We start from the raw sequence: 13,229 nt of genomic DNA on the forward strand, positions 1-13,229 counted from the left end.
TGGCCCGTGCAGAAGGCGGATACGTCGATCGCCCTGCACCCTGACGCGTGCCGGCGGGATTGAGCGTTTCCTGGTCGTTCGGCGGCGGCCCCTATTGGAATCATCGACAATGAGTGACGGAACGATGACCGAGTGTCGGAGTGTGCGGTGGGCGAGCGGGTGGCGCTGCGACGGGCGCGGGTACGGCTGGGGCTGACACAGGAACAGGCGGCGGAGGCGTTGTGGGTGTCCATGACGACCTGGAGCCGGTGGGAACGCGGGGTGCAGGGCGTCCGCCCGGCTTACCGGGCGCGGATGGCGCAGATCTTCGGGGTCAAGCCCGCCGAGATCGAGCACTGGCTGGACGGTGACGGCGCTCCGGTCGAAACGGAGATATGGCCTATGCCGGACTTCGCCGATGTGTCGCCCGAGCATACGGTGAGGTCAGCCGTACGCCTGTGGAGGTGCGACGTGGACGCGGAGCGGCGACAGATGCTGGTCGCCCTGCCGTTCGTGCCCGCCGCGCTGGGCGACTGGCTGTCTGAGTGGAGCCATGGACGGCCGGCCGCTCCGGTGGCGCGTGGCGGGAGCCCTGCCGTGGGCGGCTCCGACGCCGACCGGGTCATGGACGCCTGGCGGGCCTTCAACCGGATGGACCACCAGTTCGGCGCGGGCCTGGTAAGGCCCGCGATCGTGGACTACCTGCACACGCAGGTCGCTCCCCTGCTGCGCGGCCGATACGACGAGCGCGTGGGCGCGAAGCTGATGACCGCCGCCACGGCCATGACCCAGATCGCCGGGTGGACGGCCTTCGACCTCGGCCGCCACGGGCAGGCCCAGCACTACTACGGCCAGGCCCTGCGACTCGCCAAGCTCGGCGGTGACCGGTTCTCCGCCGCCTGGGTGCTGACCGCGCTGACCCACCAGGCCATCTACCTCGAAGAGCCCGTCTGGGCCACCCGGCTGGCCCGGGCGGCGCTGGACACCGCCCGCCAGGCGGACGCGCCGCCGCGTGTGCTGTCGCTGCTGCTCGGCCGGGAGGCGTGGGCCATGTCGCTGCGCGCCGCGAGCGCCGAGACCCGCGACGCGCACACCGAGGCCGCCGCCGTTCGCCTGCTCGGCGAGGCCGAACACGCCTACGGGCAGGGGCCGACCGACCGCGATCCGCACTGGGTGGCGTGGTACCAGCCCACCGAGCCCGTCGCCGAAGGTGCCCGCTGCTGGACCCTCATCGGCCGACATCGCCGCGCCGCCGGGCTGCTGGAATCCGTGCTCCCCCAATACGACGAATCCCGCTCCCGATCGGCCCAGCTCACGCGAATCAGCCTCGCCGAAGCGCACCTCGCCGCAGGGGAACTGGACCAGGCCATCGACGCCGCCCGCGCCGCCGTCCCCGGCGCACGAGCCCTCACCTCGACCCGCCTCAACGACCGCATCACCCACTTCGCCAAAGCCCTGCGGCCCTACAAGGACACCGTCCACGCCCGCGAGTTCACCGCGTATCTTCGTAGCCGCTGAGATTCAACACTCCCGGCCCGCGGAGTGCTCTATCCCATGAAGAGACCATGGGAAATGCAGAGCCGGCATTGGACGAGCGGTTCGAGGAATTCGTGGCGCAGCGGGCTGACGCCCTGTTGCGGTACGGGTACCTCCTCAGTGGCAACCCGCACGACGCGGCCGACCTCACTCAGGAGGCGCTGGTCCGGCTGCACCGTGCGTGGCCTCGGGTGCGGCAGAAACACGCGCCCGAGGCGTACACGCGGATGATCATGACCAGGTTGCACTTCAGGACCTGGCGGTTACGCAGGCGGGAACGGCTCGACTGGGCGCTTCCCGAGACCGCGCGGAACGACCACCTGCCCTCGGACGACGGCCTCTGGTCGGCGCTGGCCGACCTGCCGAAGAAGCAGCGGGCGGTGCTGGTGCTGCGCTACTACGAGGACCTTTCGGACGAGGAGATCGCCGTCGTGCTCGGCGTCGCCAGAGGAACCGTGCGCAGCCACGCGTCGCTCGGTCTGGCCAAGCTTCGCATCACCGTGCCCGACCCCACAGCGAAGGGGAGCTCATCATGATCGAGGACCAGGAGACCCGGCTGCGCTCGGCGCTCGGGCGGGCCGCCGAGCGTGCCCCGAAGGCGCCGTCACGCTTCCCCGCCGAGGTGGTCACGAGGGCCCACCGGCGCCGGACGGCGCGCAACGCCCTGCTGGCCGCTGTCTGCGTTACGGCCGTGGCCGTCCCGCTCGGCCTGGCCGCCGCGCGAGACGCCGGACCCGCCGAGGTCGCCACCGGCACCGTCGTGCCCAGCGTGACCGCCGGCCCGCAGGACTACACGGCCGACGAGTTCCGGATCAGCGAGTTCCTGCAGATCGAAGATCCCTCCCAGCGGCGGCCGATCACGTTCTGGTTCGCCAAGGGCGACAAGGGCACTCTGCTCTGCCGGCGGATCAAGGGCGGGACGGATACCGGTGTCCCGTGGTGCGGGCAGCCCCTGCAACCCGGGGAGATGGCCGAACAGGGCGCCACTCCCCCCGGCCCGGCCACCGGGCTGGTGCTGTACTACGGCACCACGACGGACAAGGCGGTCACCGTGACCGCCGTCACCGGTGCGGACAAGGTGTCCGGGAAGATCCACCGCCTCAAGGACGCCCCCCTGGACGTCTGGACGGTCGCCGTCCCCTCGGGCAGAACGGTCCAGGGATTCGAGTTCGCGAACAGTCAGGGCACGCTGCTCGCCGAGTTCACCCGGACGGACCCCCGGTCGCCGGAGGCCACGGACAAGCGATTGGACCCGGCCGTGGAGATGCCGGGCAGGCTGGTCGCCGGCCTGTACGAGACACCGGCCAAGACCTTGCAGTGGACGCTGGACGGCCGGCCCGTCGGCACCCACATCCTCACGCGCGGCGCGTTCCTGACCGACCTGGACGGCAAGCCGTCGAGCGCCGAGCTGCGCACCGACAAGGAGCGCTGGTTCGGCATCACGAACTCCGCGACCGCACGCGTCGAACTGGTCTTCAAGGACGGCACCACCGTACGGGCCGAGACCAGACCGAATCCGTGGAAGCTCGGCGACTTCCGCCTGTTCGCCGGAACCCGGCGGCACACCGATGACGCGTACCGCGACGCCTCCCGGCTCGTCGGCTACGACGCCGAGGGCGGTGAGCTCTGGCGCCAGGTCTACGGCGGCGGTTCGTAGACCGTCGCCGTAGACCCGCGGCCGCTGGGGCTCAGCCGGGCTGCTTGGCGGTGTCCTGGGCCTGGAGCCGCTGGGTGGACGCCATGGACAGCACGTAGCGGGCCACGACACTGGCGCCGTCGGTGGTCACCATGGCGGCGACCGCACGGGCGCGGGCGGCCACACCCGGTCTGAGCGCCTCCTCCAGCGCCGCCGTCAGGGAGCCGGCCGTCGGGACGGCCTGCGGGTGCGCGACGCCGATTCCGAGCGCCGCCACCCGTCCCGCCCAGTACGGCTGGTCGAACATCTGCGGCACGACGACCTGCGGCGCGCCCGCCAGGGCGGCGGCGGTCGTGGTGCCCGCCCCGCCGTGATGGACGGCGGCGGCGACCCTCGGGAAGAGCGCCTGCTGGTCGACCTCGCCGATCGGCAGGCAGTCGGGCTCGCCGTCCACGGGTGAGAGCCCGGTCCAGCCACGGGACACGATCGCCCGTCGTCCGAGCGCGCGGGCGGCGCGGATCATCGCCTCGGCCAGGCCCTCCGGGGCGCGGGCGCTGCCGAACCCGAAGTAGACCGGCGGCTCCCCGTCCGCCAGGAACGCCTCAAGCTCGATCGGCAGCGGACGCCGTTCCCGGACGATCCAGGCCCCGGTCTGCACGACGTCGAGGTCGGCGGGCGACGGCCACGGGCCGAGCGTCGCGTCGGCGGCCAGCAGCGGCCGGTCGGTGAGCAGGTGGCGGCGCACGTCGGTGACCGGGGCCTGGCCCGCCGAGGTGCGGTGGGCGTTGAGCGCGTCGCGCCAGGTCGCGTTCCAGCGTTCGGCGTCCTCGGCCCAGAGGGCCGGGTTGCTCACCTCGCGAGCCGGTGCGTGCCCGCTCGGCCCGCTCAGACCCAGGACCGGCGGCGGGTGGTGCGGCGAGGGCAGCGTGATCGGGCAGAAGTGGGCGTGCACGTACGGCACGCCCATCCGCTCGGCGATCGACCGCGCGGCGATCTGGAGGGAACCGGCGCCCACGATGACGTCGCACCCGGCGGCGGCCACCGGAATCGTGGCGAACTGGGCGGCAACCGTGCCGTGGGCGAGTTGCCGCAGTTGGTCAGGTGTGGGGCGGGCCCGGCCGGGCGTGGCGGTCGAGCGCAGTTCGGGGCCGATGGGCACGACGGGGAAGCCGAGGCCGTCGATCCAGTGCCGGAAGTCCGGAGGTACGCAAAGGCGGACCTCCTGCCCCAGGTCGCGCAGTTCCAAGGCCAGCGCCACCAGCGGCTGAACCTCACCCCGTGATCCGATCGTGGACAGCAACACGCGCATGATGACCCCCGAGTCCGGCTTGGTGTGGTGTTGAGCCCCAGCGTGAGAAAGCCCCCCGCACACGCCCGTTCGGCAGGGCGGTGCGACTCACGAACACCGATTGTGCGCCTATACCGGGGTCTTGCCACAAGCCCACCCTCCGGCTATAGATTGAAAACGGCGGAAACAGCGCGAACGGCGCGCATTCGAGTGGCATCCGTGCAAGGTGAACTCGATTCCGAACCTTCCGTCTCGTGGCGACATCCAAGCCCAGGTGACTACTGTTTTCGGGGTTGTACGATCGCTCCTCGTCGCGGGCGGCGTACTGGCGTTCATGTTCTCCGGCCAGGCCGCCCACGCGGCCACGCCGCAGGCGGAGATTCCGCACAAGTTCCTGAAGTACGAGCACAAGGACGCGAGAAAGCGCGTCGAGGTCGGTGACACGATATGGCGGGTCGGTAACAGCTCGCGCACGACGCGATGAATGGGCTCCGCTCCGCGCTCCGGAAATGCGCGAGACAACCGGAGCGGAAGAAGTACGTTTTCCCGGGCCGGGCGGTCGCCGGAATCGGTGACGAGGCATTGCGCGTGATCGGCCAGGACACCGAGAAGGGCGACGCCGGGGCCGGTGAACGGGCCGTCGTCACACGACGCGGATCCGCGTTCGTGGTCTACAAGGTGCACACCACCTACGACAACCGGCGGGCGGTGACGTTCAAGAACGGCGATTTCCGTCGTCAGTCGAAGGACGCCACGGCGATGGCGCGGAAGGTGTGCGATATTTCCGGCGTCTGCGACCGGTAACACGTTTCAGCGGCCCGGCCGCCGCCCGGCCATCCACGGTTCGGCGGCCCGGCCGTCCCGGCGTCTTGTGTGCGGGGCGGCCAGGCTTCCGCTCGGGGAGGCGGCGGGTCACCGGAGCCTGGTGACGGCGTCGGCCAGCGCCGACAGGCGCTCCGGCGTCCAGGGGCCGGGGGTGATCACCACCAGGTGGTCGATGCCGAGCGCCGCCGCGTCCGCGCCGCGCCGGGCGAACTCCGCGCCGCTCTCCCCCGGGTTCAGCCGGGTGGACAGCGTCTTCTCGATCTCGTCGTACGGACGGCCCGCCTCCTCGCAGTGCCGGGCCAGGACGTCGAGCTTGTGCCTGAGCATCCGCCCGCCGTCCGGGACGTCGAACAGGTTGCACGCGTCGCCGTACCTGGCCACCAGCGGGAGGGTGCGGCGCTCCCCCATGCTGCCGATCAGGACCTTCGGCCTGCCCGTGGCCGCCAGCGGGCGCGGGCTGCCGACCGGACGTCGCGCCCGGGCGTGGACGCCCTCGAAGGGCGACTCGTCGCCCGCCCACATCTGGCGGGCGAGGCGCAGCGTCTCCTCCAGCAGTTCGTACCGCTCGGGGAGCGGCGGCATGGGCAGGCCCATGTCGTCCGCCTCGTCGGCGTGGTAGCCGGTGCCCACGCCCAGCCAGGCCCGCCCGCCGGTGAGGACGTCGAGCGTGGTGACCGCCTTGACCAGCAGCGTGGGCGGGCGAAAGGTCACGCCGGTCACCATGGTGCCGAGGTTCACCCGCTCGGTGCCGGCGGCCAGGAACCCGAGCGTGGTGTACGCCTCCAGCATCTCGGTCTGCCCGGGGGCGGCCGTGGGGTCGGCCTGGATCAGGTGGTCGGAGACCCACAGGGTGTCGATGCCGGCCTGGTCGGCCTCGGTGGCCAGCCGTGCCAGCTCCGGGGCGATCCGGCGCGGGCCGTCCGGCCAGGAGTAGTTGGTCACGTTGACGCTGACGCGCATGGCCGTCGCCTCCCTCTCGGTCGTCATCGTCCGGGCGGGGCCTGGAGCGGCGGCGGCCCAGCGGTGGACCAGGTCGAGTACGTCGCTCATCGGAACCTCCATATTTCTAGGGTGACACCGTCCTGGCCGAGGCTCCCCCCGCCGGGCTCGCCCAGCGGGTACGGCAGGCGGGCGCGACGGCGTTCGCCCTGCTCGAAGACGGCCTGGGCGACTACGCGCGCAAGGGCGACGCCTCCTAGAGCGGCCCGGCGGGGCCACTGTGCCCGCGTGGCAAGTGGACAGGGATTGAGCGGTGAATGGGCTGTCCCGCGATCAGCGGGACGGCGGAGACTGCTCGCCGCAGTGTCCCCACAAGCCGGCGCGGCGGGCGGTTTCACCCCCGGGCCCGCTCGCCGCGTCGCCGAACTGCTTAGGAGAGCACGTGTCCCCTCGCTTACGGCTTCGGACCCGTGCCCGGGTCCTCGCCCGGGCGCTGATCGGGCTGCTCGCCGTCCTGGCCCTGTTCAGCCCGCCGACCACCGCGCACGCCGACCCCGGCGAGAACAAGATCGCCGCCGCGGTGCGCACCGACCTGAAGGACGGCAAGGCCACCTTCTTCGTTCACCTCAAAGGCGAGGCGAACCTCGCCGCCGCCCGCACCGCCAAGACCAAGGAGAGCAAGGCCAAGGCGGTCTACGAGGCCAAGTCCGCGTACGCCGCCAGGTCACAGGCCGGGCTCCGCGCGCTGCTGACCGGCCGGAAGGCCGCTTTCACCCCATTCTGGCTGGTCAACACGGTCAAGGTCACCGCCGACGCGAGCCTGGCCAAGGAGATCGCCGCCCTGCCCGAGGTGACCGCCATCGAGCCGATCGGCAAGATCGAGCGGCCGGAGCCCAAGGCGGGCAAGGCCAAGGCGAAGACCGGCGCCAAGGCCGCCGCCGCCGTCGAGTGGGGCGTCGACCGGATCAACGCGCCCCGCGTGTGGAACGAGCTGAACAACCGGGGCGAGGGCATCACCGTCGCCATCATCGACACCGGAGTCGACTTCGAGCACCCCGCCATCGACGTGCAGTACCGCGGCCGGAAGCCCGACGGCAGCGTCGATCACAACTACAACTGGTTCGACACCGCGAGAGGCTGCCCCACCCCCGTCCCGTGCGGCAGCGAGGATCACGGCACGCACGTGACCGGCACCATCGTCGGCGAGAACGGAATCGGCGTCGCACCCGGCGCCAAGTGGATCGCAGTCAACGGCTGCTGCGACTCCGACGCGCTGGTCGCGGCCGGTCAATGGCTGATCACTCCGACCGACCTGAACGGCCAGAACATCCGTTACGACCTCGTCCCGGACGTCGTGAACAACTCCTGGGGGAAGAACGAGGATGCGAACTGGTACCGGACCATCATCCAGGGGTGGATCGCCGCGGGCATCTTCCCGATGTTCTCCGCGGGCAACGGGGGCAATGGCCTGTGCGATTCGGTCGGCAAGCCGGCGCACTACACCGAGTCCTACGCCGCCCAGTCCTTCGACATCGAAGGCATGCTCCAGCAGGGCGGGGTCATGGGCCCCGGTGAGAACGGCGAGATCAAACCCGATATCTCCGCCCCCGGCGTCGACATCCGTTCCTCGACGCCCTACGGCGAGTACAAGGTCATGACCGGCACCTCGATGGCGGCCCCACATGTCGCGGGCGCGGTGGCGCTGCTGTGGTCGGCCGCGCCGTCGCTGCGGGGCGACATCGCCGCCACCCGGCAGGTGCTCGACGGCACCGCCGTCGACATGTCCGACGAGACCTGCGGCGGGACGCCGAGTAACAACAACACCTTCGGCGAGGGCGCGCTGGACGTGTACGCGGCGGTTCAGGCCGCGCCCGACGACGCGCTCGGCGACCTGCGCGGCACGGTCACCGTGAACGGGCAGCCGCTGAGCGGCGCCGAAGTGCGGATCACCGGGCAGCGCGGCCGTACCACGGGCACCGATCAGAGCGGCGCCTACGCGCTGTCGCGCGTGCCCCCCGGCCAGTACCAGGTCACCGCGTCCAGGTTCGGCCACCAGAGCGCCACCGGGACGGTGACCGTCACGGACGGCCAGACCACGACCGGGAACCTGGCCCTGACCAGGCTGCCGCACAGCGCGGTCTCCGGCACGGTCACCGTCGGGGGCGCCGCCGACGCCGGTGCCACCGTGACGGTCTCCGGCACGCCGGTCAAGGCCGTCACGGACGCCTCCGGCCGCTACCGGATCGACCTCCCGCACGGCTCCCACCGGCTGGAGATCACCGCTTCCTCACCGTGCATTGACGGTGCGACGGCGCAGATCTCCGTGTCCGGCGACCTGACGAAGGACATCGCGCTGGAGCGCAGGCACGACACCTTCGGATACACCTGCGAGGTCGGCGCCGAACCGTACGTGGCGGGCACCACCGAGTCGAACGTCGGGCGGATGGCGCTGCCCTTCCCCGTGCCGTTCTACGGCGAGTCCTACTCCCAGATCTGGATCACCGGGAACGGCGTCGCGTCCTTCACGGATCACCCGGACGGCGAGGACAGCCCCCTCCCGAGCCCGAGCGCTCCGAACGCGGCCGTCTATCCCTTCTGGGACGGCCTCAACCTGGACGGGAACTCCTCCCTGCACACCGGCACGGTCGGCACCGCCCCGCACCGATCCTTCGTGATCGAATGGCGGAACGTCCGGCTCGACAAGGAACCGCCGGACGACGACGACCGCCTGTCGGTCTCCGCCCTGCTCGGCGAGGACGGCACGATCGGCTTCCGCTACAAGGAGATCGACGGCACCGGCGACCACGGCCCGTCGGCCACCGTCGGCATCGAGAACGCCGACGGCACCGACGCGCTCCAGTACTCCCACATCAGCCCGTCGCTCAAGGACGGCATGAGCCTGACCTTCACCGCCGGCGCCCACGGCGCGGTGCGCGGCATGGTCACCGACGCCAACGACGGCCGCCCCCTGGCCGGGGCGAAGGTGGAGTTCCCGCACGTGGCCACGTTCACCACTGGCGAGGACGGCACCTACGGCGGCCTGGTGCGGGCCGGGAGCCACCAGGTGAAGGTGTCCAAGCAGCTCTACGGCACCCACACCCGGACAATCAACGTCGCGCCGGGCACCGTCACCACGGACGGCGCGGCCCTCATCACCGGCAAGGTCACCGCCACGCCCACGTCGCTGAGCCTGGCCGCCCCACCGGGCGCCACTACGACGGCGACCCTCACCCTCACCAACGGCGGCACCGCCCCCAGCCCCTACGAGGTGACCACCGAACCCGCCCTGCTCACCGCCGCCCCGGCATCGGGCGGCCTCCTCCAGAACCAGTCGGCCACCGTCACCGTCACGGCGTCCACCGCCGGCCTCGCGCCCGGTGACACCCGCACCGGCAAGGTCGTCGTCCAGTCCGCCAGCGGCCGGCAGCCCGTCATCGAGATCCCCGTGACACTGACGGTCTCCTCAAACGCCACCGGATAGGGACACATGTCGCCACCGGACGCGGCGGTGTGCACGGGATCACCACCGTCGCGCCCGGATCACCGGACCGCCGGGACGCGCGGCGCCTTCCCGGCAGCGCCCCGGCACCCGGTGACGGTCACCGGCGGGCGGGTCCAGGGGTGAGCCCCGCCCGCCGCGTGGCCCCACGAACAGGCGCGGCGGCGAGGTGAGGCCGCCGCCGCGCCGCACGCCCCTTACATCACGGCTTCTCTGGAAACGCGGCTTCTCTGGAAACGCGGTGACCACACCACCGCGCGGCACGGGTCCCCTCGTCCCGTGCCAGGGGCGCGGACGGCCCGGGTGCCTGCTCCATCCGGCCCGTCCGCGCCCCCATTTCTCACCACCACACCTCCGGGTAGTACCGAGGACAGACACAGTTCCTGTCGTCCTGCGGCGGATCCACGACCTGCGCGACGATGGGCGGCAACACCACCTCGATCCTCTTGGCCGCCGCGACGGCGGCCTCGGTGACGCTGTAGGGGTCGCTCTCGTCGCTGACGCTGATCTCCAGCCGGTCCCCGACCACCCACACATGCGCCCGCTCCCCGGCGACCCCCGCATGCCCCGGCTGCGCGACCCCCGGAAACCGCGCCACAGGCGTCGGAAACCGAGCGAACTCCCCCGCCGAGTAGGCGACCCCAGGAGTCGGCCGCACCACCTCAGGCCCCAGCCACCGCACGGGCACCCCCAACACGGCCAACGTCCGCACCAGATCGGCCTCACTCCCGACCCGCAGACTGAGCATCAGCCGATCACCGTCATTCGCATGCCCGCCGTACGCCCGACAGAACCGAAAGTAAGCCAGCCGCCGGGCCCATCCCCGCAGCTCACCTGGAGAGTGACGCTCATAGAGATAGGCAGTCCAACGCTCCACATCCACCGGCAAATCGTATATCGCCTGATTTGCCAGGAACTGCTCCAACACCAGTCCTCACCCCTGCCCCCTCAGAGCGCGGATGCCGCGCAATGCGCCCCATGAAAGTGGTGACAAGCGTCGGTTTCGGGACTACCGGTACCGGGAGGTCGGGCGGAGCCCCGCTCAGGAAAGCGTCCGAGCGGAGCGAGGGCATTTGGGCGGGCGGCCCCGGGCTTTCCCGCGACCCGCTGGAGGGGGGCCGGAGGGGTCAGGTCAGGGATGCAAGGTGTTCCAGGCTGGTGTGGACGGCTTGTTTGGGGCCCTCGCCCGGGGGTGGGGGTTCGGTGAGGATGGTGTCCTGTTCGAGGACGTACCAGCCGTCGTAGCCGCCGAGGGTCAGGCCGGTGACGATGGCGCCGACGTCGACTTCGCCTTCGCCCAGGGGGCGGAAGAGGCCCGCGCGTACGGCCTCGGTGTATGTCAGGTTTCCGGCGGCGACCTCGTCGGCCAGGTCGCCGTCCACGTCCTTGAGGTGGACGTGGCCGACGCGTTCGGGGGCCGCGCCGACGACGGAGACCGGGTCGGTGCCGCCGACCAGCAGGTGGCCGGTGTCCAGGCACAGCTGCACGCGCGACTCGTCGAGCACGCGCTTCACCTCGTCACGCGTCTGGATCATCGTGCCGAAGTGGGGGTACAGCGCAACTTCACGGTCGAACTCCTTCGCCGTGGCGACGATCTGGTCGAGGTTGGCGGTGAGCGTCTTCCAGCCGGTGCCGTCCAGTTCGGGGCGTATGTCGTAGCCCTCTCCGCCGGTGACGGCGGCGAACACGGCGACCTCGACGTCCCCGTCCTGGAAGCCGCGCAGGCTGGCGCGAATTTCGGGCATCGGGTCGAGGTCGGGGTCGTGCAGCACCAAGGGGACGAGACCGGCCACACCACGCAGGCCGTACTCGCCGAGCAGGGCGGTACGGCGGGCCGGTGACGGCGGCAGGAATCCGGGTGGGCCCAGCTCGGTGGCGGTCAGCCCGAGGTCGCGCATCTCGGCGAGCACTCTGGTCCGGTCGAGCTGATATCCCCAGCCTGGAACCTCGCAGACACCCCACGACATGGGAGCACCCGCGATCTTCATCCAACCACCTCCGCGACGCGGCCGGCGCGTCATCGACAGTGCACGAACCCTCTTCTCTCCCCGCAAACGGCCTGGTGAAACACATACGATCCATCAGGGACCGGTGTGCAGGCCCTCGGCCAGGCACCGGACGGCCGGCTCGGCCCGGTGCGCCGGCAGCTTGGCGAACCCGACCACCACGGCGGCCTCGTCGCCCGGCCCGGCCCCGCGCATCGGGCCCACCGCCTCGGCGGTGATACCGGCGATCCGGGCCACCTCGGCGACGGTCTCCTCGCGCAGTCCTGGCGGAAGCTCCACGTACACGTGAAGGCCGGCCGCCACCCCGCGCACCTTCAGTTCGGGCAGGTGCGTCGCGAGGGCGGTAACGAAGGCGTCCCTGCGCCTGCGGTACTCCCTGCGCATCCGGCGCAGGTGCCGGTCGTACTGGCCGCTGCGGATCACGTGCGCGAGCGCGTACTGCTCGATCACGGGAGATCCGAGGTCCAGGTCGGCGCGGGCCTGCCTGAGCCGGGCGCTGAGCTGCGGCGGGGCCACGATCCAGCCGAGCCGCAGGCCGGGGGCCAGCGGCTTGCTCACCGACCCGCACAGCGCGACGTGGCGCGGGTCGAGCCCCTGGAGGCAGCCGACGGGGTCGCGGTCGAAGCGGAACTCGGCGTCGTAGTCGTCCTCCAGCACGATCGCGCCTCGCGCGGCGGCCCAGGCCATCAGTTCCGCGCGGCGGCCGGGGGACAGCACGACGCCGGTGGGGTACTGGTGGGCGGGGGTCAGCAGCACGTAGCGCGCCCCGCTGCGGGCCAGGGCGGCGACGTCGATGCCCTCCTCGTCCACGGGCACGTGGACGAGGCGCGCGCCCGCCGTGGTGAGCAGCGGGACCTGGCGATTCGTGGTGGGGTCCTCGACGGCGAGCCGTACGTGCCCGCCCGCGTCATTGGCGAGCAGCCGGACGACCATGCTGAGGCCCTGGGCCACGCCACCGGCCACGATCACGTCCTCGGGCTCGGCGTCGGCTGCGCGCACCCGCCGGAGGTACGCGGCCAGTTCCCGGCGTAGTTCCGGCACCCCGCCGGGGTCGGGGTAGTCGAACGCCTCGTTGGGCATCGTGGCGAGGGCGTGACGCAGCGCGGCCATCCATCGTTCGCGCGGGAACGACGTGAGGTCGGGCGTGGTGGCGCGCTCGCCGTAGTACGGCTGGTCGGAGATGGCCTCCTGGGCGCGCGGGCGCGTCCCGGCGGCCGGGGCGACGCGGGTGCCCGATCCCACCCGGGAGATCAGGAACCCCTCGGCGACCAGGCGTTCATACGCCTCGACCACGACTCCCCTGGACACTCCGAGGTCGCGGGCGAGGTCGCGGCTGGCGGGCAGCCGCGCGCCGGGCGACAGCCGTCCTTCCCGTACGGCGGTGCGCAGCTCCCCCGCGATCTGCGAGGTCACCCCGCCCGACGTCCGGTCCACAGAAAGGTGCAGATCCGCCAAATGGTCCTCATTTCCGGCCACAGATTGGACCCGGCAATCGGTCCAATCAATTCCTAGCATCTCCTG

At 71.6% G+C, this 13,229-nt stretch carries 11 protein-coding genes; 6 read left to right on the forward strand and 5 right to left on the reverse strand.

Translation table 11 applies throughout. The annotated features are described in order from the left end of the window. Window positions 1–132: 132 nt before the first annotated feature. Genes P3X83_RS19155 through P3X83_RS19165 form a run of 3 tightly spaced genes read left to right on the forward strand, consistent with a single transcriptional unit; the run spans window position 133 to window position 3,172 of the window. Window positions 133–1,497 carry a helix-turn-helix transcriptional regulator gene (locus P3X83_RS19155; RefSeq protein ID WP_277306489.1) on the forward strand — a complete coding sequence of 455 codons (1,365 nt, stop codon included), beginning with the start codon at window positions 133–135 and terminating at the stop codon, window positions 1,495–1,497. A gap of 47 nt (window positions 1,498–1,544) precedes the next feature. Further along, a complete protein-coding gene (locus tag P3X83_RS19160) occupies window positions 1,545–2,051 on the forward strand; it encodes a SigE family RNA polymerase sigma factor (protein ID WP_277306490.1) in 507 nt (168 codons plus the stop codon). Beyond that, entirely contained in the window at window positions 2,048–3,172 is a 1,125-nt protein-coding gene (locus P3X83_RS19165) for a hypothetical protein (RefSeq protein ID WP_277306491.1), read from the forward strand. The genes P3X83_RS19160 and P3X83_RS19165 overlap by 4 nt, the downstream gene beginning before the upstream one ends. 31 nt (window positions 3,173–3,203) lie before the next feature. Here the strand turns inward: P3X83_RS19165 and P3X83_RS19170 are convergent, their stop codons facing one another. Further along, entirely contained in the window at window positions 3,204–4,460 is a 1,257-nt protein-coding gene (locus P3X83_RS19170) for a glycosyltransferase (protein ID WP_277306492.1), read from the reverse strand. Between the two features lie 205 nt (window positions 4,461–4,665). On the opposite strand from P3X83_RS19170, the gene P3X83_RS19175 reads away from it, so the two are divergent. Together P3X83_RS19175 and P3X83_RS19180 are read left to right on the forward strand one after the other, a co-directional pair. Then, window positions 4,666–4,923, forward strand: a complete 258-nt coding sequence (locus P3X83_RS19175; protein ID WP_277306493.1) for a hypothetical protein — start codon at window positions 4,666–4,668, stop codon at window positions 4,921–4,923. 104 nt (window positions 4,924–5,027) lie between these two features. Next, window positions 5,028–5,243 carry a hypothetical protein gene (locus P3X83_RS19180; protein WP_277306494.1) on the forward strand — a complete coding sequence of 72 codons (216 nt, stop codon included), beginning with the start codon at window positions 5,028–5,030 and terminating at the stop codon, window positions 5,241–5,243. A 108-nt stretch (window positions 5,244–5,351) separates the two neighbouring features. On the opposite strand, the gene P3X83_RS19185 is transcribed toward P3X83_RS19180, so the two are convergent. Next, window positions 5,352–6,314 carry an LLM class flavin-dependent oxidoreductase gene (locus P3X83_RS19185; RefSeq protein WP_277306495.1) on the reverse strand — a complete coding sequence of 321 codons (963 nt, stop codon included), beginning with the start codon at window positions 6,312–6,314 and terminating at the stop codon, window positions 5,352–5,354. Window positions 6,315–6,645: 331 nt separating this feature from the next. Between P3X83_RS19185 and P3X83_RS19190 the strand changes: the two genes are divergently transcribed. Further along, on the forward strand, window positions 6,646–9,684 hold the full coding sequence (locus P3X83_RS19190) for a S8 family serine peptidase (protein WP_277306496.1): 3,039 nt from the start codon (window positions 6,646–6,648) through the stop codon (window positions 9,682–9,684). A 358-nt stretch (window positions 9,685–10,042) separates the two neighbouring features. Here the strand turns inward: P3X83_RS19190 and P3X83_RS19195 are convergent, their stop codons facing one another. The 3 genes from P3X83_RS19195 to P3X83_RS19205 form a co-directional block, all read right to left on the reverse strand. Then, window positions 10,043–10,450, reverse strand: a complete 408-nt coding sequence (locus P3X83_RS19195) for a hypothetical protein (protein WP_277306497.1) — start codon at window positions 10,448–10,450, stop codon at window positions 10,043–10,045. A 379-nt stretch (window positions 10,451–10,829) separates the two neighbouring features. Continuing rightward, on the reverse strand, window positions 10,830–11,690 hold the full coding sequence (locus P3X83_RS19200; protein ID WP_277306498.1) for a TIM barrel protein: 861 nt from the start codon (window positions 11,688–11,690) through the stop codon (window positions 10,830–10,832). A gap of 93 nt (window positions 11,691–11,783) precedes the next feature. Beyond that, entirely contained in the window at window positions 11,784–13,163 is a 1,380-nt protein-coding gene (locus tag P3X83_RS19205; RefSeq protein WP_277306499.1) for a PLP-dependent aminotransferase family protein, read from the reverse strand. Window positions 13,164–13,229 lie beyond the last annotated feature (66 nt).

Source organism: Spongiactinospora sp. TRM90649 (assembly GCF_029382225.1).
In the GTDB taxonomy this organism is placed as follows: Bacteria; Actinomycetota; Actinomycetes; order Streptosporangiales; family Streptosporangiaceae; genus Spongiactinospora.